Below are 23,426 nucleotides of genomic sequence, written 5' to 3' on the forward strand. Positions count from 1 at the left end.
TCTTTGCAAGCATGAATTAATTAAAATGCAACTCAATTTAGTAATCTTGGCAGTTTATTTTAACATTTATTTAATTATTTATAAAAATATTAATATTTGGTATTTCATAAAAATCGATCACAGAAAAATAAATATAATGGGAGAACAGCAGACCAACTCCAATCCACCATGATTCAATTTGAGCATAAAAGTTCAGCGAAATTAAGAATGCAAAAGCAAATTTTAATAAGTGTAATTCTAAGTCGTTTACCATATTTTTCAAACCCATTTAGAATAAGAGAATTTTTATCCTTAAATGTTTTAATTATTTTAGGCTCACATTATTTTAAAGGAAATCCTATTTACAAATAAAAACAAGATTAGTCCAATTATCCCCGTTTCTTCCAAGTATAGCCAAAATGCTTGTAACGGTTTTTCCCTTCTATAAATTTCTGCACATTGCGGTTTTTGTCAAAATACCCAAGCAAGGATCAATAAACCTATTGTCCGCTAATTCCATATCCCAAGCCAATAAATCCGCCTCTTAAAGCCAGATCCCAAGAATACTTAATTGTCAAAGACCTTCTTCACCAAAAATAATTTTCATTTTTTACTAATGTCACACTATTTTTTTGAAGTATAGTTTGCGGTTAAGTATACAGTTGCAAAAATTATAAACACAAATAATAAAATGTAAGAAAGTGTTTTTACAAATGAAGTGGTTAAAATAAAATAAATAAACCAAGTAATAAAAAGACTTAAAATTGCTGCCCTAGAAGTACTAAGTCCTATAATGATTAAATTTATTATAATTAAAAAAATTGCGATTTTTTTTTTTTCATTTAACATTAAAACTAACGGCGCGCAAGAAAAGATAAATATACTGTCCAAATTTATTCTGATGATTTGTAAAACCCATAAACCCTAAACCATGTCCGCCTGTCCATGCATTATTTGAGGTACTAAAAACAGTGAAAAAATTGATACCGCTACTATACTAAAATTAATCAGCAATAATGTATTTAGAAGTATTTTGTAATTTTTGCTTGTTATTTGTGCTCCTATTATAATTGAACCTAAAACAGTAATTAAAAAAAATAGTGCTCGTTGAAGTGTGAATATTGGATACTCAGACCAAATTGCTGTTAAAGTTGCCCAAATTGTGAATCCTATTACGAAATAATAATATTTTATTAAGTCCTTGTTTAGGTAAATCTGTTTTAAACCGCTAATTGCATAAAGTAAAAAGAGAGGCGCAATAAAATAAAATTTATTTACTAAAGGGAACCCTCTTGAAAACAAAGAAAGGACAAATATGAAGAAAATATATTTTGAATACTTGGATTCAAATATAAAGTTAAAGACTTTTCCGGTTTGAATTGGCATATGATTATTTTACTACAGAAATACTTTTTTTTACAATAAAAATTTTAATTGACAACAGTGTAAAAATGTATGTCGTACTTATTATTATTAACAAAAAATAGTCTTTAGCGTTATGAATTAGAAATATGATATATAGTACAATGCAGAATAAAGCAAAAAAATGGGTAAATTCTTGCTATTTGATACTGAGCACTATTATTAATAAATTTAAATAAGATGCCATTCAGCGGATACTGTATTACTGTATATACTGCATAAATAATTAAAATACAGTAAGTATTTGTTTTAGTAATTCATTGTCAATATTTCCCGGCAGTACTTTGGGAAAATAGGAAACTATAGAAAATGCAGCTATACTATAACACAACCATAAATAATAGAAATGTAAACGCATTCTTTATTTTTTTCTTTTTCATTATTTTTAGCCGTATAGATTGTATGTTCCATAATATTACCAAGATAAAGCATTGGCGACGTTATACCCCAGGCGAAAGTATAAGAATTGGCGATTTTAAGATTAAAATAATGGTTAATAATGTATTTGTCAGCGATAAACGCAAATCCCAACGAGGCATTAACAACAAATGCGGCAAATCCTAATTTCGTAAAATTCAGTATAACTGCCGTCACCTTTATAATCTTTCCAATTATTATAATAAATTAAAAGCATCCATAAAATCCGGCAATAGGGAAAACATAAAATAATTCATAACTGAGTTTCAACAAAATAAACAAAGATGAAATTAAGATAAGCCCATAAAATAATTTATAATAAAAATAATTTCTATAACTACCTTCAAAATAAGTTTTTCATGATAAAAATATTTGCGATTATATAGAAAAAGAATATGCAAATATTGCTAGGTACATATATTCATTATAGTCTTCCCTATTGATTAACACCGTTATTATAATCATAATTGCGGTATTAATAAAACTGCTATGAATAATTTTAAATCTGAATTTTTTTATTCTATTTATCGCGAAATCAAAACCAAGTTTGGCAAATAATATTACAATTGCTGAAGTGTAATAAATTTTGTTAAAATTATTGTATTCTATTCCAGTCGTAATGTAAGGTATTATCAGAAAACAATTTTACTGATGAAAAAGCCCCACCTATATAAAGGAACTTTTCTATTTTTTTTTAGATTTAAACTAAGAGTATTCAGTTTTTTGTAGAGTGTTTATTCTGATAGTTATTAAAATACCACTCGGCTGCAAGTTCAAAACCTTTTGCAGCATCATATTGATTATAATTTATAATGGTTTTGGCTTTTAAATGCTTGCTTGTGAATGTGGAACATCCCAATTCTATTTCCGCCAAAAAGTGGTTTAATTTCTGAAATTGCTTTATCATGTTTAGCTAAGTTATTTTTAAAGCATTAAACAAATCAATTAAATTTGTATTTCCGCCGTAAGCAATATTAAATACTTCTGAAAAATAGTAATCATCCATATTTACGTTTTGCAACAAAGTTTCAACTTCTTTATTACTTGCTTCAAGTATTTATGTGTATCAAATTCAAGATTGTAATAATTTCTTTGTCCGCAAATATCTTATTATTTTCTTCAAATAATGCTTATTCATTTGCATGTATTACATTATCAATATAAGTAAAATCTCTGCTGTAAGAACCATCTCCATTTATTATCGGTTGTTCATGGTTTTGTTAATTTTTCACCCATAAAGGAATTACAGCGGCATAAGCGCCATTAGGGGTTTGCCTTTTTCCAAAAACATTAAAATATCTTAGTCCGATACATTGCATTCCATATGTTTTGCGAAGACATCCGCGTATAATTCATTAACATATTTTGTTATTGCATAAGGGGATAAAGGCATTTTTTGAACTTTTGAATTTTTTTTTGAGTCTCCATAAGTGCTGGAACTTGCGGCATAAACAAATCTTTTAACTTTAGCATCTCTTGATGCAATAAGCATATTTAAGAAACCATCTATATTTTCAGAATTAGTATTTGCAGGATTTTGAATTGATCTAGGTACTGAGCCAAGCCCGATGCGAAACAATGTCGCATCCTTTTTACAGCTTCATTGCAGACTTCAATATTTCTAATATCACCATTAATAAATTTAAATTTTGGGATTTGTAAAATTATGTTTGGATATTAGTTTCAAATCCAGTTCTAGGTTATCTAAGCATACTACATAATGCCCTTTGGATAAAAAATAGTCTACTAAATTACTTCCTATAAATCCTGCCACACCACTGTAATTAAAATTCTACTCATTTGAACTCAATTGGATTATTTAAATTATTTTAACTCGACTTTATTAAAAATATTTACAACAATTTGTTTGTTTTTTTTACAGCTTCGCCATATCAGTCACATGGATATTTAAATTTTAATAAATTTATTATATAATGTATTAATAGTACAAATATATAATTATTTGTAAATTGAAGCAATTATTTAAACCATTTTTTTTAATAAAAATGTTAACTTATTGTTATTAAAGAAGTTAAATGAATTTTTAATTAAAAATGGGGTTAAAAATATATTGCAAATAAATAGAATAAATTTATTAAAGGGATTTTAAAAATTGATGAATTTGGGCTTATTTTCAATGATTCGGCTTATTCCTTAATACGAATTTCAATTTAATAAGTCTATTTAATGCAGCTTAGGAGTTTAAATATTTAAGGAATTTGAATTTACTAGTACTTTTCTCTTTCATTTTCTGTCGTTTCGATACGCTTCGCTGCGCTATGCTTCTCAACGACCGCAAGATTATTTCTCATTAAAACAATTTCTAATTTTAAATCATTCGGTTACTGATTAATGCCGATGGAATAACTAATTTTTGACTTGTAATTAGGCATGTATCGAAGTAACATTTCACGTTTTTTTAATGTTAATCAAACTTCAATTACTTTATTATCGACAAATTTATAAGTCTTGCCCGATTTTTCACAATGAGCAATTCCATTTTCATCGAATTTTAATTTTTGTCCCGCTTCGCTGAACCAGCCAATTATTTTTGCGGGATTTCCAACCACCAATGCAAAATCCGGAACATCTTTTGTCACAACTGAACCGGCTCCAACAAACGCGAATCTTCCTATTGTATGTCCGCAAACTATAGTTGAATTGGCTCCCAATGACGCGCCTTCTTTAACCAAAGTCTTTATATAATATTGGGCCCCTACTTGAGGATATTTACTTCTCGGATCCAAAATATTTGTAAAAACCATTGACGGTCCGCAGAACACATAATCTTCTAAAGTTACGCCTTCATACACAGAAACATTATTTTGGATTTTCACAAAATTTCCAATAGTTACATTATTCGCGATATTAACATTTTGACCTAGTACACATTTTTTACCTAACTTAGCTCCGCTTTGAACGTGAGAAAAATGCCATATTTTTGTGCCTTCGCCAATTTCTACGTTATCATCAACGACCGCAAATTTATCAACATAATATTTTTTTTCTTCGCTCATATATTTTCCAGTTATAAATTGAATTTATTTATTTTTGATTAATTTTTTAATTCTCATCACTCATTACATGGATAATAATCACTTCCCAAGAATCGGATGGGCATATTCAGCTTTATCATCAACTTTCGCATTTCTGATTTCGTGCACAATCTCAATTGATTGTCTTGCGTCATTTACTCCAAAACCCTTACCATTTAAAATTGACTGATAAACTTTAGTGTGCAGTTCCGTAAAACCGTCACTGAAATGAAATTCTTCACCGTCAAGTTTAAGAGAACGGTAAGTTGTTTTATTTTCATTAACTGCTTCCGAAGGAAGGTCCGATTTGTCAATAGACAAAAACCATCTGACGTTTGCGCGTTCAAACTCTAAAAATCCGCTTACTTTTCTCGGCTCGTTCAAATATAATTTATTTGTCTGCACTTTGCCGAAAATCCATCCTAACATATCAAAAAAATGGACTCCGATATTTGTAGCTACTCCGCCGGATTTTTCTTTAACTCCTTTCCATGAATAATCATACCACGAACCTCTTGATGTAATGTAAGTTAGAATAATTTCATGTTTTGAATTTTTCTTTTCTGTTTCTACTTTATTTTTCAAATCAATTATTGCTTGATGTTCTCTAAGCTGAAGTATATTATAGATTTTTTTTCCAGTCTCATTTTCCAGTTCTTCTAAAGCGTCTAGATTCCATGGATTCAACACAATCGGTTTTTCACAAATAGCGTCAGCGTCCGTTCTTAATGCCAAACGTATGTGAGCGTCGTGTAAAAAATTCGGCGAACAAATACTTAAATAATGTATTCTTTCAGTTATCGATTTTCTATGCAGCATTTCCACATATCTTTCAAATCTTTCAAAGTCAACAAAAAAACCTACATTCGGGAAATAGCGGTCAAGAATTCCCACAGAATCATGTGGATCCAATGCCGCGATTAAATTATTACCTGTATCTTTTATTGCTTGAAGATGCCTTGGCGCAATATATCCGGCAACGCCGGTAATGGCAAAGTTTTTCATAATTTATTATTTTAGTCTTAAATTTAACATTAAAGCATATTTAAAAGTATATCTGAAATTCGTTTACTAGCCAATCCATCTCCATAGGGATTAATAGAATTTGCCATTTTTTCATAAGCAGATTTATCATCAATAAGATTTGATAATTCGGTAATTATTTTTAGCTTATCCGTACCAACTAATTTTACTGTACCCGCATTTAAAGCTTCTGGTCGTTCTGTATCATCTCTCATAACCAAAACAGGCTTGCCTAAACTTGGGGCTTCTTCTTGAACACCGCCGGAATCAGTTAAAATTATTTCAGAATTCATCATTAATGAAATAAATGGAAGATATGTCTGAGGATTAAGCAGTTTAATATTTCTTTTTCTACCAAGAATTTTATTAACCGGTTCCTGAACATTTGGATTTAAATGTACCGGATATATAAAATGATAATTGTTATATTTATCTGCAAGTTGAGCAATGGATTCGCAGATGTTAATAAAACCTTCGCCAAAATTTTCCCTTCTATGCCCGGTTATTAAAACATATGGCTTCAATTCTTCTATTTTAACTTCTTTTAGTCCATCAATAATCGGATTAACTTCATTAACTTTATCAATAGCTAGATAAAGAGCATCAATAACTGTATTGCCGGTTACAAATATTCTATCCTTTGGAATTCCTTCATTTAGTAAATTATTCATTGATATTTTTGTTGGGGCAAAATGCAGTTCAGCTATTCTTGATGTCAAAACTCTATTCATCTCTTCAGGAAACGGAGAATATTTTTTAAACGTTCTTAATCCGGCTTCAACATGACCAACTTTAACTTTATGATAAAATGCAACTAAGGAAACAGCCATTACCGTTGTTGTATCTCCTTGAACCAGAACTATATCAGGCTGATAACTTTTAAAATAATCATCAATAGAAGAAATAACTTTTGCGGTTAATTTACCAAGTGATTGGTTTGGCTGCATTAAATCTAAATCTACATCCGGAACAATATCAAATATTTCTAAAACTTGATCAAGCATTTCTCTATGTTGAGCAGTAACGCAGATATTAACTTCAAAGTTACTATTCTTTTTTAATTCAATAATTAAAGGTATTAATTTTATAGCTTCGGGTCTAGTTCCAAATACAATGGAAATTTTCATTATGTACTTTTAAATATTTAAAAAAGGATTCGCTACAATTAATTATAAAACATAAATTTAATTTTTAAAGAATTCGTTTATTTTTTCAACAACATATGTAATTTGTTCTTCTGTCAATTCAGGATATATTGGCAGAGCTATCGAACTTTCAGCCGCAAAATCCGCGACAGGGAAAGTCGCGTTTTTAAATTTCGAATTCTTCAATACATCTTGGAAACATTCTTGTTTATGGAACGGCACCGGATAATAGATTTCAGTAGCAATACCATTTTCACTCAAGAAGTTTCTCATTTCATCGCGTTTCTCAACTCTTATAATATATTGATTGTAAATGTGATAATTTACAATTGGAGAACTCGAATTTTTGCTTTCAATTGCTGCTTCTTTATAAACAGCTTTAGGAAGTAATATTCTGTTATTTGCATCAAATTCTATTTTACCCTCTTCTTGCGAAAGTCGGGCAGATTTAAAGAGCGAGGTGTATAATTCGGCATTTTTTCTTCTTTTTTCCGACCAAGAATCCAGATGAGGAAGTTTAACATTTAAGACTGCCGCCTGTATTGCGTCTATTCTAAAATTTCCGCCAATTACGCTGTGATAATATTTTGGCTCACCGCCGTGAACTCTTAAAATTTTTAATTTATCGCCAAGTTCGTCATCATTTGTAACTACCATTCCGCCATCACCAAAACAGCCCAAATTTTTACTTGGGAAATATGAATAACACCCAATATCACCTATTGTGCCAACACATTTACCATCTTTATATTGCGCGGAAATAGCTTGAGCGCCGTCTTCAATTACTTTTAGATTATAGTTTTTCGCTATTTTCATTATAGGGTCCATATCAGCGCTTTGACCATATAAATGAACCGGAATTATCGCTTTAGTTTTATTTGTGATTTTCTCTACAATTTTAGCGGGATCTATATTGAATGTTACCGGATCGCTGTCTACAAAAACCGGTACGGCATTAAGTCTCGACACTACTCCTGCGGTAGCAAAAAAAGAATATGTCGGAACAATTACTTCATCTCCGGGATTTAAATCAATTGCCATTAGAGCTACAAGTAATGCGTCAGTTCCTGAAGAAACGCCAATTGCTTTTTTAGCACCTAAATATTTACAAGTTTGTTCTTCAAGTTTTTGAACTTCGGGCCCTAGTATAAAATACTGCGATTCCGACACTCTTAAAACCGCTTCGTCCAATTCTTTTTTCAATGATTGATATTGAATTTTTAGGTCTAATAATGGAACTTTCATATTATTCTCTTAAAATATTTTGAAATAATGTTATATCAATTAATTAAATATGAAATAAATGTTGATGTTATTTTAAATCAACAATTACTAAATAAACCAAAAAGTAAATAAATAATTTAGCTAATAAATTTTATATATTCTTGTAAAACTTTTTAAAAATAAAGTTGGAATTTCAGATTGTAAATTTATTTTTATAAAATGTAATTTCACACAATCTACATAAAAATGAGTTCATGTCCTTTATCACAGTAAACTTTTTTTTCTATTATATATTGCAAAGAAGTTTATTATAAATATGTGGGACAATGAATGGTACTAACTAAAACAATTAGTGAAAATTTATTAATAAATTCAATGGTAAATCAAAAAATATTTTCAGCTGAACAGAATAAAAATATAAACAATTCGTCTTTTTTTATAAAAGTGGAACAAGTATTTTTTGTTTTACCCGCATATAATGAAGAAGATTCATTACCTAATTTGCTTAAGCGGATCTCACAGTTAGATTCTGCATATAAAATTAAAATTAAGGTAATAGTAATTAATGACGGCTCTAAAGATAATACAGCCAAAGTAACTGAAAACGCTTCAGAAAATTTATTTTTAACTCTCGTAAATCATGAAAAAAATATGGGCTTGGGTCAAGCAGTTCAAACTGGAATTAAAGAAGCTTTATCTCAAGCTTCGATAAATGATATTATTATTATTATGGATGCGGATGATACCCATGATGTTGCTTTAATGGATCAAATGATAAAAAATATTGAGGATGGCGCTGATATTGTAATTGCTTCGCGTTTTGTAAATGGTGGTAACGATGAAAGTGCGCCAATCTTTAGAAGATTTCTATCACGAGGCGCAAGTTTAGTTTTTAAAACTTTGCTTCCTTTAAATAATATAAAAGATTTTACAAGCGGATATAGAGCATATCGAGTAGGACTTTTGCAAAAAGCCTCATTTCATTATGGTGAAACTTTAATACATGAACAAGGTTTTGCCTGCATGGTTGAGTTACTATTAAAACTTAGACATTGGTCACCTAAAATAATTGAAATACCGTTTTTCTTAAGATACGACAGAAAACTGGGCGCAAGCAAATTGAAGTTGTTTAAAACAATTATTCAGTATTTTAAATTAGGTATAAGAGATAGAGTTTCACCAAGTCCGCGAAGAATATAATTTATGAAAAAAATAGTAGTTATAGGCGGTGGAATAGCTGGATTAGCCGCTGCGCAAAATCTTTCCAAAGATGGATATAATGTCACTTTAGTCGAAAGTAATGATCAACTTGGCGGATTAGGTACTTTTTTTAACCATAATGGTAATTGGATTGATAAATTTTATCATTGTCATATGCCAACAGATGAATCATTATTAAAATTGATTGATGATATTGGATTGACCGAACAACTTTATTGGAAACCAACAAGAATGGGATTTATTGTTGACGGGAATAGGTATTCCTTTAACACTCCAATTGATCTGCTAAAATTTAAACCAATAAGTTTTTTTGAAAGATTAAGATTCGGTATTGTAAGTTTATCCCTCAGATATTTAGGAAAAGGGAAAGATTTGGACAATCTTCCTATAGAAAAGTGGCTTAAGGGACTCTATGGAAGCAATGTTTGGAATAAAATATTAAAGCAATTATTTCTTTCAAAATTTGGAGACCATTCGGGAAATCTGCCGTCATTATATATTTGGCAAAGACTCGGAAGAGAAAAAAATATTGCCACAAGGGGATATTTAAAATGCGGATTAAAAGGATTTATTGATGCGGTTGAAAAAAGTATTTTGTCAAAAGGAGGCAAAATTCTTAAAAATTCTCCGGTTAAAAGTTTAATTCAAAATGGAAAAAGTGTTGAAGTTATTCTTGAAAATGAAAAAATTACTGCCGATTGGGTTATTTCCACAATACCAATTCCACAGTTTAGCGCATTAGTAAAAAACACTGATATAGGCCAAAATTTTTCAGATCCAAATTTAATTTATCAAGGTGTGGTGAACGCGTTATTTTTCCTAAAACGACCATTGGATAATTATTATTGGACTCCTGTAGTCAATTCAAATACCGAATTCGACGGAATTGTAGAAATGACCGAATTGGTTGAAAAATCCCAATATGGAAATTATAATATGGTTTATACTATGAAATATTGCGGCAGAAACTCCGATCTCTTTAAAGAAAATGAGAGATCGATAGCCGATAGATGGAAGAAACAATTAATTAATTTATATCCGGATTTAAATATTTCGGAAAATGATATAGAAGATATAAAAATTTTTAAAGCACCTTTTGTTGAACCAATTTATCCCTTAGGCTATTCAAAAATTAAACCAGAAATTCATATAAAAGGAACAAATATTCTACTTGCAACCTCAGCACAAGTTTATCCTAACATTACTTCGTGGAATGCCAGTGCCGGTTTAGTTGACGAAGTAATTTTAAAACTTAAAGATTTAGAAAATAGTTGATAACTTTAAAAAATATAAGCTTTTGATTCATTTGCTTTCTTTTTTAAAATTATATAAAACAAATCTTCAGAAGGGTAGATAAAATTCATTTTATCCGGAATTAATTTAAGTAATTTAAATAACAGCTTCGATTTGAATTTTTCCGATAGCAAAGTTCTAGCATGATCAACATTTATTTTTTTGAATAGTCTTCCCTTTTTAACCAAACTAAAATTATTTTTTTCAAACATTTTAATAAGTGATTTTGCTGAAAACCAGTGGATTACGGTTGGCGGACTATATTCATGCCATTTCCAGCCCAAGACTTTTGCCGTTATACTTTTTCTATCCCAAGTTTCTATAAGCAGGTATTTACCATCATCCAACAATGAGTTTAGCTTTGAAATCACTTTTTCCAAATCATAAAAATGCGCCATTACTTGAATCATAATTACGCAGTCATATTTTATTGCGCTTTCAAATTGTTCAAGCGAAGCTTGTGACACATTTAGTCCAAGTTCATTTCTCGCGTAATTTACCATAGTTAAATTCGGTTCAATTCCCTCGCCATTCCAGCCTTCCGAAATAAAACCTTTAAGAATAAACCCGGCAGCTGAACCCACATCAAGCAAATTTCCTTCTTTAATTCCTATTTTTTTTAAAATCTCCGCATATTTTTTCCCTCTTTGGAAAAGTACTTCCGATTCTTTCAAGTAATCCGGATATCCGCCGGATTCACCGCTGAAAAAATATGTATCTCCATAATTTGCTGTAACGTGTTCCGGCTCTTTTTCAATTTTTACAAAACGATGATCGCAGAATGTACAATCATATATTACATAATTATTGATCTTATTTACAGGCTTGTGATATATTTCGCAGTTATCGGGACAATTGACCATAAATTATACTTTCTTTATGTTTAAATAATAATAATAAATTCAACTTTGCTTAATATATTTCACGAATTTAGAAATTTTAGCAAATTTAATAAAATACAGCTCTATACTAAAGAAAATATTTTAGTTAAAAATGTTTCAAATCACTTGGAAAATTATTTGTATTCAATTATTTAATATGATAATTGTACGATAATAATGTAAAAAAAAATCATGTGCGGATTAGTAGGAATAATAAACAAAAATAATAAAAAAGTAGATCTTCGATTACTTGAAAGGATGGCTTCTAAGATTGAAAATAGAGGTCCCGATGATGAAGGTTATTTTATTGATGAAAACATCGGGTTTTTCCACAAGCGTTTATCAATTATAGATATTTCGCAGGGTCACCAGCCAATGTTTTCTTCAGAAAATTGTATCGTTTACAACGGCGAAATTTACAACTATATTGAACTTAGAGAAGAATTAAAGAGTAAAGGTCATTCCTTTAACACAAATTCCGATACAGAAGTTATTCTGAAAACTTATGAAGAACACGGTTTGGAATGCTTTAATAAGTTAAACGGAATGTTCGCATTTCTTATTTATGACAAACGGAAAAAAAGATTAATTGCCGCAAGAGATCATTTCGGCATTAAGCCTCTATATTATTATTGGGATGAAAATCATCTTATTTTTGCTTCGGAAATAAAAGCTTTGCTGGAACATCCTTCAATTAAAGCCGAGTTCAATCTATCATCTTTTGACGAATATCTTACGTTTCAATATGTTTTGGGTCAAAATACATTATTTAAAAATATTTTTAAAATTGAACCTGGACATTATCTAAATTTGAATTTAGATTCAATGAAATTTCAATATAATAAATATTGGGATTTAGATTTCACAATTGATAAGTATCATACCGAATCTTATTTTATAGATGAAATAAAAAAATTACTGCATGATTCAATTAAGACTCAGCTGCGAAGTGATGTTCCCGTAGGCGCTCATTTAAGCGGCGGAATTGATTCTTCTATAGTTACTTTGATGAGTTCAAAACTCAGCGAAAATAGACTGCATACTTTTACCGGCGCTTTTAATGAAGGAATTGAATTTGATGAAACAAGATATGCATCTGAAGTAGCTGCGGACAGTCAATCTATAATGCATATTATACGCCCTACCGAAAAGGAATTCATAGATTTATTGCCGAAATTGATTTATTCACTTGACGAGCCGGTTGCCGGTCCAGGTGTATTTCCGCAATATATGGTTTCTAAACTAGCCGCGGAAAATGTTAAAGTTGTTTTAGGCGGACAAGGCGGAGATGAAATTTACGGCGGCTACGCGCGTTACATTGTAGCTTACCTTGAACAAGCGTTAAAAGGCGCGATAATGGAGAATAACGATGAAGGCGAACACATTGTATCTTTAAGTTCAATAATTCACAATTTGCCTCACTTAAAACAATACACGCCAATGATTCAAAAGTTTTGGGGAAACGGTGTTTTTGAACCAATGGATAAAAGATATTTTAGGCTAATAGACAGATATAACGGAAACGAAAATTTATTGAGTGATGATTTTAGAACGAACTATAATAAAGATGCGGTATTCACAAAATTTCAAAATTTATTCAATCAGCCGAACACACAATCTTATTTCAATAAAATGACTCAATATGATCTGACTTCAAATTTGCCCGCGCTTCTGCATGTGGAAGACAGAATGAGCATGTCGGTTTCTTTAGAATCACGTGTGCCGTTAATCGATCATAGAATTGTTGAATTGGTCGCAACAATTCCGCCCGCGCTAAAATTCCATAATGGTGAAATGAAATATCTTCTTAAAAAAGCCGCTTCAAATATTTTACCAAAATCTATTCTGGAAAGAAAAGATAAAATAGGATTTGCAGTACCTCTTCATGTATGGTTAAAAAATGACGCTTCAAATTTCTTTACGGATATTTTAAGTTCTACAAAAGCAAGAAACAGAGGAATATTTAAAACCGATGAAATATTAAAATCACTTTCTACCGAACCTATGTTCGGCAGAAAACTATGGGGAATTATAAATATTGAATTATGGTTCCAACAATTTATAGATAATAATTAAAAGGGATTAAATGCATAAAGAAACTTCAAATGAAAATTGGTCAGTGCAAAAAATTGGGGTAATTGGACCCGGAATAGTTGGAATGCCAATGGCGGCGCTTTTGGCAAATGCCGAAATAAAAATTGGAACAAATGATCCATTACAAGTAATTGTTGTTCAACGAAATTCAAAAACTTCAGGATGGAAAGTTGACGCGATAAATTCAGGTAAATCTGTTATCGGTGGTATTGAACCCGAATTGGATGAAATAGTAAATAAATGTGTTAACAACGGAACTTTAAAAGCTTCACATAATTATGAATCTTTAAGTGATGCAGATGTAATATTAGTCTGTGTTCAAACCGATAAAAAAAGTTTGGAACCCGATTACGGACCTTTGTTTTCTTCACTTCAGGATTTAGCTGAAGCTTTGCAAAAAAAACCTGTCAATAAAAAACCAATGATTGTATTTGAATCAACTTTAGCTCCTTCTACAATGAACACAATTATTAAAGATTTCTTTTCAAAATATGGTTTGATTGAAGGGAAAGATATTTATTTGGGTAATAGTCCAAATAGAGTAATGCCTGGAAGACTGGTAGAACGAATTAGCGCTGCCGATAAATTGATTGGCGGACTTCAGCAAATTACCGTTGACAGAATTAAGCAAATATATACAAATATTGTAAAACAAGGATTCTTATATACAACAAACAGCTTTACCGCTGAAATTGTAAAAACACTTGAAAATGCTTATCGCGATGTAAGAATAGCTTTCTCCGCTGAAATTGCAAACTATTGCGATAAAAACAATATCGATTTTTACGATCTAAGAGATAAAGTAAACTTAAAGTTAAATCAGCCGGATGACGCGAGCCACAATTCAAATTCAATTCCGGTTGGAGGAATTTTAATCCCAACAATTGGCGTCGGAGGCCATTGTCTGCCCAAAGACGGAATTCTGCTATGGTGGAGAAAAATTGAAAGCAATGGCAGTACTTCAAACAGTTTGATTATGGAATCTCGTAAAATAAACGATGAATCTCCTGCCACAACAATTGAGCGAGCAGAACTGAATTTGGGTAATTTATCCGGTAAAAAAATCGCTTTAATGGGAGCCGCTTACAGAGCAAATTCTGAAGATACAAGAAATTCACCAACTTTTGAGTTGGCAAAACAATTACTTAATAAAAACTGCACAATTAAAATTCATGATCCATATGTAAAAGAAACTGATCAAAATTTATTGAAATATAATCTGCAGAATTATTTTACCAATGATATTTCGTATTCAATAGAAGATGCGGATTTTATCATATTCTGCGCCGCACATCAATTGTATAAAGAACGTGAAAATTTGTTTATCCAAAAAGAAAATTTAATTGGAATCTTTGACGGATGTAATTTATTTGATAAAAATACTTTCAAAGAAAATAAGTTTAAGTATTCTGGCATCGGAAGAGGAAATACTAAACCAGATAATTATTTCGTTGAATTTGTATTTGAAAGCTTTAGAATAGTTGAAAAAGGTTTTGCCAACGAAATTAATGATCTAGTTGATTTTTACAATTCAAAATATGCAAATAAAGGATTTGATTTTATTGAATTCGATACAGTTCAAAAATTGGCAGTAAGCTGCACAACAGGCTGTGAGTTGGTCAGTCCCGATAATATTAATACTATGCCAGAATATAAAGGTTATTCATCCAGGTTGGCAAAAAAATCATACGAAGCATTTTTAACAAAAGCATAATTTTAAATTAGAGGATATTATTTGGCATCATATGCAATTATAGGCGGCGGACTTTTAGGGATGACCTTTGCGCATCGTTTTGCTCAACTTGGACACGAAGTATCGTTATTTGAAGCCGATGATAATTTGGGCGGATTATCTTCTCCTTGGCAAATTAATGATATAACTTGGGATAAATTTTATCATGTGCTTTTATTATCTGATATACATATAAGATCATTGCTCCAAGAAATAAATCTCGATAAGGAGATAGTTTGGAAGCAGACAAAAACAGGATTTTTTGTTGATAAAAAATTTTATTCAATGTCTAATAGTATAGAATTTCTTAAATTCCCTTTTATTTCACTTATCGATAAATTCAGATTGGGTCTTACAATTTTTTACGCTTCAAAGATTACAAATTGGCACAAACTTGAAGAAATAACCGTAGAAAGCTGGCTGAGAAAATGGTCCGGTAAAAATACTTTTGAAAAAGTCTGGAAACCATTGCTGAAAGCAAAGCTCGGCGAAGAATATAAAAATACTTCCGCGGCTTTCATTTGGACCACAATTCAAAGGATGTATGCGGCAAGAAAAGGCGGCATGAAAACCGAAATGTTCGGCTATGTTCCCGGCGGATATTCAACAATTTTAAAAAGTTTGAAAACAACCCTCGAAGCTGAAAACGTTAATATTTTTACAAATCATTCAGCGCAGAATATTTCCGAAATTCACGATGGTGTAGAGATCAAATTTTCAAACGGAACCGTAAAAAAATTCGATAATACTGTTATAACTGTTCCGTCAAACATTGCGCTAAAAATCTGCGGTTCAATTTCAAACGAAACAAAAGAATCTATGGCCAAAACGAAATATTTGGGTGTAGTATGCGCATCGGTTTTGCTGAATGAAAAAATTGAAGACTATTATGTAACAAACATTATTGACGAGAAAATTCCTTTTACGGGATTGATAAATATGTCGGCTCTTGTCGACGAAAAGGAATTCAAAGGAAAAACTCTTATTTATCTTCCCAAATATGTTAACTCGAATGATGAAAGCTTTTCGCAAACTGATGAAGAGTTGATTCATAAATTTAAAGGCGCGTTGCTTTACATGTTTCCCAAACTTAAAACTGAAAACATAATAGATATAAAAATTGCGAAAGCCAAAGAAGTTTTTGCTTTGCCTGTGCTTAATTATTCAAAAAATTTATCAAACAATAATGATATTAATTCGAAAATAAGTATTATAAATTCTTCTCATATTTTGAATGGAACATTAAATAATAATGAAATTATTAAGTTAGTTAACAGTACTATTGAGAAATTAAAATAATCAGAATTATGAATAAAAATAAACCAAACGCAAGTGTTTCATTGGACCTTGATAATCAATGGTCATATATGAAAATTCATGGGGATTCCGGCTGGGAAAAATATCCGACATATTTGGATACTTTTGTTCCATATGTACTTGAATCATTAGATAAACTTAAACTGAAAATTACTTTTTTTATTGTAGGAAAGGACGCGGATGATGAAAGAAATTTAAATGTATTAAAACAAATACCGGTTCACGGACATGAAATCGCAAATCATTCATATAATCATGAGTCATGGTTTCATCTTTACAGTAAAGAAAAAATATTAGAAGAATTAGAATCAACTGAAAGAAGTTTAGAAAAGATTACAGATCAAAAAATTAATGGATTCCGCGGACCAGGTTTTAGCTGGAGCAATGATCTTTTGGAAATTCTAAAAAGCAAAAATTATTTATATGACGCTTCAACTTTACCGACTTATATAGGTCCACTTGCGCGTTTATATTATTTCCAAACCGCGAATTTATCGAAGGATGAAAAAGAAGAAAGAGCGGAATTATTCGGATCATTTTCCGATGGTTTTAAAAAGAATAAATCATATAAATGGAATTTAAGCAATGGTCAAAAATTGCTTGAAATTCCGGTAACAACGATTCCGATAATTAAAACCCCATTCCATTTGAGTTATCTTTTGTATCTCGCGCGTTTCTCAATGCCTTTAATGAAATCTTATTTGCAGTTTGCGATTTCAATGTGCAAATTGACAAAAACAGAACCCAGCATTTTACTACATCCCTTAGATTTGATCGGCGGTGATAAAATTCCAGAACTGTCTTTTTTCCCGGGAATGGATTTAAAGAGCGATGTTAAAAAAGAAATATTTTATGTCGCAATTAATAAATTGTCGGAAAATTTCAATCTTATGAATATGAGTTCGCACGCACAAATTTTAAATAATAAATAAAGACATTAAAAATGGAAAAGAACCCCTTAGTTTCAATTGTGATTGCCGCTTATAATGAGGAAGCTTTACTTGAAAAAAATCTAAACACTATTTTTAATTTTATGAAATCAATTGAAAATAGATTTGATTGGGAAGTAATTTTGGTAAATGACGGCAGCAAAGACAATACCGGAAAAATCGCGGATGAAATAGCTGAAAAAAATAAAAAGTTCAGAGTTCTTCATCATAAAATGAATAAATATTTAGGCTGCGCTTTACGTACAGGTTTTAGCGAATGTAAAGGTGATTTCATTATTACTTTAGATCTTGATTTAAGTTATTCCACAGATCACATTGAAAAGCTTCTAAGTAAAATTACCGAAACCGGAGCTGATGTTGTTCTTGCGTCACCTTATATGAAAGGCGGAAAAGTATCAAACGTACCATTTTCGAGAAAATTGTTCAGCAGAGTTTTAAACTTTTTATTGCAAATAATTTCAAGAGAAGATATTCATACATTTACCGGAATGGTACGAGTTTATAAAGCCGACTTTTTAAAGAGTTTAAATCTTAAAGCGAGAGATTTTGAAATAAATACGGAGATTATTTACAAATCTATTTTACTCCGAGCAATCATTTTAGAAATTCCCGCGCATTTAAGTTGGGATATCCAAAAAACAGTTGGTAAAAGTAGAATTTCAAGTTTGAGATTAGTTCGAGGAATATTATCGGGCTTTATGTCGGGTTTTATTTTTAGACCTTACATATTTTTTATTTTAGTAGGAACAATCTTACTTATTCTTTCATCGTATATGCTTATATGGATTTTCTACCACGTTTATTTGGTTTACCCTGCTGTTCATTCAACATCAACTTATTTTGATGATAGATTTTCAAACGCAGTAGCAGAAGTTTTTAGATTAAGACCGCACACATTTACAATTGCAGGCATTAGCCTTGTTGTAGCTCTGCAATTTTTAAGCATGGGATTTTTATCGGTTCAAAATAAACGTTATTTCGAAGAAACGTTTCATTTAAATACAACTATTTACAAATTATTGAATGAAAAGAAGGAAAATAAATAGAAATATTTTTCTCAAAATTAATAAAATTGATAAATTACCTTTTTTTCGAGGTATTCAATACAAAATAATTTGTTAATGTGCTTGCTGTGAATCACAACATAATATTTGGTTTTATGTTTATTTGAGCACATAATCTTTAAAATTTTAATTAAAAAAAACAAAGAAGTGATTTATGAAAATGTCTAAAATCGCAATAATATTCTTAATTACGTCGCTGCAATTTTTTGCTCAAAATTTGAAGCCTGGCGATGGCGTTAGAATTAATTTTTACAATATAAATGAGAGTATTTCAGGTGATTATTTTATTCAAGATAACGGGAATATTCAACTTCCTTATTTAGGAATATTAAATGCTGTTAATTGCGATTTCAGTTTGCTCAGAAATGAAATTTACGAGAAATATTCGGAAATATACAGAAATCCGGAATTAAGTATTCAGCCGCTTTACAGAGTTGATGTATTGGGTGAAGTTGGAAAACCTGGAGTTTATTATTTAACGGGTTTTGAAACTATTTCCGATTTATTATCAATTGCCGGCGGTGAAACAAGTGATTCTAATATTGATGAACTTTCCATCATCCGAAATGATTCTCAAATGGAAATTGATATGGAAAAATTTCTATTGGGAAAAAATAATTTAGCTGATATAGGAATAGAATCCGGAGATAAAGTTTATGTACCTAGGAAATGGTTAGTAGGTGTCAGAGATGCATCCGTTCTTGTTTCCGGTGTAGCTGTGTTAGTCGCAATTGTTAGTTTATTTACCAGATAAGAATTTTGATACAAGGATTATAAAATGAGTAGAAATAAATACGTTAGAAAAACTGAGATCTCATTAAAAGAAATCTTTAGAATATTGAAACAGCGGAAATGGACAGTAATTGCCTTTGTTCTGCTTTCAGTTGCAGCTGCATTAATATATAATACTTTTAAAAGTCCTGTTTATCTAAGTTCAGTAATATTAAAAAAAGAAATGTTTGCCGATGAAAATGATAATGACATAATTAAAACCATTCTTAGCGGCAGAACTCAAGACGAACTAGAAACAGAAATGCAGTTGGTACAAACTCGCCAAGTTTTAAATTCAGTTATCGAAAAACTGTCGTTAAATATTGTAATAAAAAAGATTGTTGAACAGGACGGAACGGTAACCATAATTGATCTGCCTTTGAAAGAATATCAGCATAATTACGAAATAAAGGAATACCCTACTTCATTTCCAAAAATAAATAATTTAAGTTTAGGTTTAAATACAACAGAAAATGAATTCATAATTCTCTCTAAGAAGAATAATACTTTGGATGTACTGAATAAGTATCGAGAAAGTGTATCAACTGATGGTAAAAGATATTCTAATTTATCATATCCGGAATGGAAATTAAATATAGATTGGGCACAAAACACTTTTGGTTCCGAAATTCACTTTGAAACTTTGGATTATCACGAAGTACTGGATAACTTAATTGAAAATATATCAACTGAAAAGAAAATAAAAACAAATATTTTTGAGTTGATCGTAAAATCAAATTATCCATATACAACTAAAGAGTTGGCAAATACCCTTTCCAATGAATATATTCAAAGCCGCGGTGATCTTCAGAAAGACAATATTAAAAATTCATTTACATTTATTGATGAAAGATTAAAGGACGTTTCACAAAATCTTGAAACTTCTGAAAATGAGCTTAAATCATTTAAATCAAGAGAAAAAATAGTTCAGATTGACGAGCAATCAAAAAAATTAATTGAATTTTTAAGCAATTTGGAATCCGAAAAATTTAAAGCCGAATTGGAACTAGGCGCGAATAAAAATAAGTTTAGAGATATTGAAAAACAAATGGATACGGAAGGATATATTGATCAAACATATCTTACGCCGGAACAATATACATCTTTTGATTCGCCATTCCTTAACTTAATGAAAGAATTGACTAATACGGAATTAAAAAGACTTGAACTTTTACAAAGAAGAACCGAAGCACACCCCGATGTTATGTTATTGGACGAGCAAATTCAAAGAATAAAAACTGAATTGGCAAATTACAATCAAAATACTTTAACAGCATTAAAGATCATTTCTAATACTCAAAAAAATAAATTGGAAAATATCAATAGTTTAATTTCCAAATATTCAGTGGATTTAGGAAAACTGCCATATCAGGAAAGCATGCTCGCAGATTTAATGAGAAAAAAAGAAGCCTATGAAAAAATGTATACGCTGCTTCTTGAAAAACGCGAAGAAATGAGAGTTGCAGAACTTTCAAAACTGCAGGATATTGTTGTGCTAGACAAAGCTATTGAGCCGATAAAGCCTATTGCTCCAAATAAAAAATTAAATTTATTATTAGCCGGATTATTTGGTATTTTATTGGGAATAGTATCTTCTATCCTTATTCATTTCAATGATAAAAAGATCAATAATGTTTCGGATATTGAAAGAGAATTCAATTTTCCAATTTTAAGTGTTATTCCTCCTTACGATAAAGAATTGAAAAATTCGATAAATACAACGGATAAAGTCAGCGATAAATTTGTAACAATGATGGAAGAAAGATTCAGATTTAAAGAAGCATATAGAACTCTTGAAACCAAATTAAGTGCAAAAATTGCTGGTCGTCCAAAAAAAGTTATGATTACAAGTTGTGAAGAAAATGCGGGCAAATCAACTGCTGCCGCAAATTTGGCAATTACAATCGCTCAATCGGGTAAAAAAGTTTTGTTAATTGACTGCGATATTAAAAAACCAAGTATCTCAACTTTATTCGGTCTGCCTAAATTTTCATCCGGTTTGATTGATTTCTTAACCGAAAAAACTGAAACACCGAATATTTATAAACCAATTAAATTAACAACAAATTCAAATTTGCTAATGAACATTGATGTTCTGCCAACGGGTGTTTTTTCAAATGTTTCGGGAGAAATTTTGGCTTCGGATAAAATGAAGCAGTTATTAAGCAATTTGGATTTTTACGATTTTGTTATACTAGACACTCCGCCTATTACTAGATTATCCGATGCTTTATCACTTGGACGAATTGTAAAAGATACTGTTTTGGTAATAAGATCCGGACAAACTGAAAAGGAAAGTGTAAGCTGGGCAATGAGCGAATTGCAAACGGCGGATATTAATTTCTTAGGAACTTTAGTAAATGACTGCGAAGTAAGTGACAGCAGTTTAAAATATCAATATGGATACAATTACGGAAAATCATAATGCCGCAGTGCTGAATATGCAAACAAAAGAAAAAATTAAAATAACGTTGATTTTATTTGCTTCTTTTCTACTTTTTTACGCTCTGCAAATTCCATATTATACATCAAAACCGGATGTAATTGTTTTTGCAATCAGGTCCTTGGCAGAAAAACCAATTACTGAATTTGCATATTTGCCTCAAAATACACTTTTGAGCGGAAAAGCTTTGCCAAATTATCACTTGGGTCACACATTAATATTATGGCTTGTTTATCAAGTAGTTCCTTTAGATTACTCTGCAACTATTTGGACATCAGGATTTATCTCTTCTATAAGCGGAGCTTTAATTGTTGTGTTTACTTTTTTTATCTGGCTTAATCTCGGCTTTAACAAGTTTAAGGCGATTACTATAGCAATAGTTGTCGGATTGATACCGAGTTTTTGGGAACAGTCAATAATCGGCGAAGTATACGCGCTTCAATTCCTTTTTATTTTACTGTTTATATATTCATTTTTAAAAAATCACATTTTATTATCATCTATATTTTTTGCATATGCAAATTTAGTATCGCCGCTTTCTGGCTTGGCATTTGGATTAATTTTCTTAAAAGGAATGAATAAACAAAATATAATAAAGGCGTTGTTTGTCGGTGCTTTTGCCGTAATTATTTACAGTGCGGTTTATACCTTAATTGGAGCAAATTTATTTGATTTATTCAGCCCGCTTTCAACAGAGCAAGAAGGAAGAGGAGTAATATATAGAGCGATTGTATTGATATTATTTATAATACTGAATTTCAATTTCTTTCTATTTTACTTAGTAAGAGGAATGATCAAAAGTATAAAAGATTATAAATTTATTACGTCCGTCTTAATCTTTGCGACTATACCTCAATTACTTTTAATTTTTGCGGGTTCAACGTTTTTTATAGAAATGGGAAGTTTTCAACTTCCGGTTTTTTGGGCTCTCGCGTTTCCGCTTGGATATTACATTTCAACTATAAAAATTAACAAATACTATTTTGCTCCTGCATTGATAATTGCAATGGCACTATCTTATTCATTATGGATAAGACCGAATTATGTGATTGGTAAAGAAAGAGAAGATGCTGGGAAATGGCTTAGAATAAATAACTTTGATAATATTTCAGTTATTGGTCCATGGAGCGTAGGAATAAGTGTTGTCAAAGGCAGAGACGGAAGTAATTTAAATGCTTTTAAGAATAATTATATTGAAAAATCATGCCCACATAATGAAGATATTATAAAGACTAAAAAAGAAAAATTAATAATTGCAAGCGCAAAAAAAATTCACTTAAGAGTTGCACTTAGCAAACTGCACTTATCAGGTTTACAAATTGAGAATTACGATCCTTCTTTAGAAATTAATATAGGAAGTATAAAAAAAATATATGAAAACGAATCTGTTATTTTATATAAATGGGAAAAGTGAT

The 23,426-nt window shown here is 30.6% G+C and carries 18 protein-coding genes and 2 pseudogenes; 10 read left to right on the top strand and 10 right to left on the bottom strand.

The window, feature by feature from the left end; all coding sequences use genetic code 11:
- Nucleotides 1–70 precede the first annotated feature (70 nt).
- The 9 genes and pseudogenes from IPK06_07090 to IPK06_07130 all read right to left on the bottom strand — a co-directional run bounded on the left by IPK06_07090 (nt 71) and on the right by IPK06_07130 (nt 8,266).
- A complete protein-coding gene (locus IPK06_07090) occupies nt 71–253 on the bottom strand; it encodes a hypothetical protein (GenBank protein MBK7979759.1) in 183 nt (60 codons plus the stop codon).
- Nucleotides 254–1,716: 1,463 nt separating this feature from the next.
- Nucleotides 1,717–1,995, bottom strand: coding sequence for a hypothetical protein (locus IPK06_07095; protein MBK7979760.1), 279 nt, complete (start codon nt 1,993–1,995; stop codon nt 1,717–1,719).
- 538 nt (nt 1,996–2,533) lie between these two features.
- Nucleotides 2,534–2,725, bottom strand: coding sequence for a hypothetical protein (locus tag IPK06_07100; protein MBK7979761.1), 192 nt, complete (start codon nt 2,723–2,725; stop codon nt 2,534–2,536).
- 223 nt (nt 2,726–2,948) lie between these two features.
- A pseudogene (locus IPK06_07105) lies at nt 2,949–3,486 on the bottom strand (NAD-dependent epimerase/dehydratase family protein).
- Nucleotides 3,461–3,618: pseudogene (locus IPK06_07110) on the bottom strand (GDP-mannose 4,6-dehydratase). Before IPK06_07110 ends, IPK06_07105 begins: the two co-directional pseudogenes overlap by 26 nt.
- A gap of 629 nt (nt 3,619–4,247) precedes the next feature.
- Nucleotides 4,248–4,835 (bottom strand): N-acetyltransferase, encoded by a 588-nt coding sequence (locus IPK06_07115; protein MBK7979762.1) that lies wholly within the window; start codon nt 4,833–4,835, stop codon nt 4,248–4,250.
- Between the two features lie 78 nt (nt 4,836–4,913).
- Nucleotides 4,914–5,858: a Gfo/Idh/MocA family oxidoreductase gene (locus IPK06_07120; GenBank protein MBK7979763.1), complete on the bottom strand. Its 945-nt coding sequence runs from the start codon at nt 5,856–5,858 to the stop codon at nt 4,914–4,916.
- Nucleotides 5,859–5,887: 29 nt separating this feature from the next.
- A complete protein-coding gene (gene wecB, locus IPK06_07125; GenBank protein ID MBK7979764.1) occupies nt 5,888–7,003 on the bottom strand; it encodes a UDP-N-acetylglucosamine 2-epimerase (non-hydrolyzing) in 1,116 nt (371 codons plus the stop codon).
- Nucleotides 7,004–7,060: 57 nt separating this feature from the next.
- Complete coding sequence (locus IPK06_07130; GenBank protein ID MBK7979765.1) at nt 7,061–8,266, bottom strand: DegT/DnrJ/EryC1/StrS family aminotransferase; 1,206 nt, start codon at nt 8,264–8,266, stop codon at nt 7,061–7,063.
- Between the two features lie 354 nt (nt 8,267–8,620).
- Here IPK06_07130 and IPK06_07135 point away from each other — a divergent pair, with 354 nt between their 5' ends.
- On the top strand, nt 8,621–9,445 hold the full coding sequence (locus tag IPK06_07135) for a glycosyltransferase (protein MBK7979766.1): 825 nt from the start codon (nt 8,621–8,623) through the stop codon (nt 9,443–9,445).
- Nucleotides 9,446–9,448: 3 nt separating this feature from the next.
- On the top strand, nt 9,449–10,741 hold the full coding sequence (locus IPK06_07140) for an FAD-dependent oxidoreductase (GenBank protein ID MBK7979767.1): 1,293 nt from the start codon (nt 9,449–9,451) through the stop codon (nt 10,739–10,741).
- A 5-nt stretch (nt 10,742–10,746) separates the two neighbouring features.
- On the opposite strand, the gene IPK06_07145 is transcribed toward IPK06_07140, so the two are convergent.
- Nucleotides 10,747–11,622 carry a class I SAM-dependent methyltransferase gene (locus IPK06_07145; protein ID MBK7979768.1) on the bottom strand — a complete coding sequence of 292 codons (876 nt, stop codon included), beginning with the start codon at nt 11,620–11,622 and terminating at the stop codon, nt 10,747–10,749.
- A gap of 210 nt (nt 11,623–11,832) precedes the next feature.
- Between IPK06_07145 and asnB the strand changes: the two genes are divergently transcribed.
- The 8 genes from asnB to IPK06_07185 all read left to right on the top strand — a co-directional run bounded on the left by asnB (nt 11,833) and on the right by IPK06_07185 (nt 23,425).
- A complete protein-coding gene (gene asnB / locus IPK06_07150) occupies nt 11,833–13,716 on the top strand; it encodes an asparagine synthase (glutamine-hydrolyzing) (GenBank protein ID MBK7979769.1) in 1,884 nt (627 codons plus the stop codon).
- 10 nt (nt 13,717–13,726) lie between these two features.
- Nucleotides 13,727–15,448 (top strand): nucleotide sugar dehydrogenase, encoded by a 1,722-nt coding sequence (locus IPK06_07155; GenBank protein ID MBK7979770.1) that lies wholly within the window; start codon nt 13,727–13,729, stop codon nt 15,446–15,448.
- A gap of 21 nt (nt 15,449–15,469) precedes the next feature.
- Nucleotides 15,470–16,765 (top strand): FAD-dependent oxidoreductase, encoded by a 1,296-nt coding sequence (locus tag IPK06_07160; protein ID MBK7979771.1) that lies wholly within the window; start codon nt 15,470–15,472, stop codon nt 16,763–16,765.
- An 8-nt stretch (nt 16,766–16,773) separates the two neighbouring features.
- A complete protein-coding gene (locus IPK06_07165) occupies nt 16,774–17,715 on the top strand; it encodes a polysaccharide deacetylase family protein (protein MBK7979772.1) in 942 nt (313 codons plus the stop codon).
- An 11-nt stretch (nt 17,716–17,726) separates the two neighbouring features.
- Complete coding sequence (locus IPK06_07170; protein ID MBK7979773.1) at nt 17,727–18,779, top strand: glycosyltransferase family 2 protein; 1,053 nt, start codon at nt 17,727–17,729, stop codon at nt 18,777–18,779.
- Nucleotides 18,780–18,951: 172 nt separating this feature from the next.
- Nucleotides 18,952–19,551, top strand: coding sequence for a polysaccharide biosynthesis/export family protein (locus IPK06_07175; GenBank protein ID MBK7979774.1), 600 nt, complete (start codon nt 18,952–18,954; stop codon nt 19,549–19,551).
- 24 nt (nt 19,552–19,575) lie between these two features.
- Nucleotides 19,576–21,993, top strand: coding sequence for a polysaccharide biosynthesis tyrosine autokinase (locus IPK06_07180; protein MBK7979775.1), 2,418 nt, complete (start codon nt 19,576–19,578; stop codon nt 21,991–21,993).
- Complete coding sequence (locus IPK06_07185) at nt 21,968–23,425, top strand: hypothetical protein (protein ID MBK7979776.1); 1,458 nt, start codon at nt 21,968–21,970, stop codon at nt 23,423–23,425. Before IPK06_07180 ends, IPK06_07185 begins: the two co-directional genes overlap by 26 nt.
- Nucleotide 23,426 lies beyond the last annotated feature (1 nt).

The sequence above is a fragment of the Ignavibacteriota bacterium genome (assembly GCA_016713565.1).
Lineage (GTDB): Bacteria > Bacteroidota > Ignavibacteria > Ignavibacteriales > Melioribacteraceae.